A 533-nucleotide genomic window follows, 5' to 3' on the forward strand; every position below is an offset into this window, starting at 1 on the left:
GATCAGGAAGGGCCAGGTCCTCCTCGACCTGTGCGAGCCCGACGAACAGCTGCGCCGCACCACCGTCACCAAACGCCACGGCGACCTCTACAAGGCGGCCCGGGACGCCGACTGGGGCGACCCCTGGCCACCGGACACGGCACGGCCGTAGAAACACGACCCGAATCGCGCGACGGGCCTTCTCGCTGCGGCGGGCGGAGTCGGGCGGGGACTTCTTGACCATGGTCCGACGCCGCGCTCGCCCTCGTCGCGGAGGCCGGGTACCCGAGGACGACCGTCGAGGGGATCGGCGCGCGGGCCGGCGTACACCGACACCCTCGCGTCGACTACGCCCTGTACGGCCTCGCCCCCCGTCGACAGGGGCCCCGTCCCCCCGAAGCGGAGGAAGATGGGACCATAGGGCATGCTGTTCCGCACGACAGCGAGGCGAGGGGATAGATGAGCGCGGAGTTCGGCGGCCGAACCGGCCGGCAGGGCAAACTCTCCCAGTGGCTGCGCGGACGCCGCCCCAAGGAGGACGGCGCCGACGACGG

Annotated in this window: 1 protein-coding gene and 2 pseudogenes; all 3 read left to right on the top strand. The window is 72.4% G+C overall.

The genetic code is table 11. The features are described from left to right. Positions 1 to 151 (top strand): small ribosomal subunit Rsm22 family protein (locus GRC12_RS44970; protein WP_244374733.1); only part of this gene is annotated, 151 nt, incomplete at its 5' end. A 77-nt stretch (positions 152 to 228) separates the two neighbouring features. Further along, positions 229 to 306, top strand: a pseudogene (locus tag GRC12_RS44975) (TetR family transcriptional regulator); the annotation flags it as partial. Between the two features lie 132 nt (positions 307 to 438). After that, a pseudogene (locus GRC12_RS46260) lies at positions 439 to 533 on the top strand (bifunctional DNA primase/polymerase); the annotation flags it as partial.

The sequence above is a fragment of the Streptomyces griseorubiginosus genome (genome assembly GCF_017614965.1).
GTDB lineage: Bacteria > Actinomycetota > Actinomycetes > Streptomycetales > Streptomycetaceae > Streptomyces > Streptomyces griseorubiginosus_B.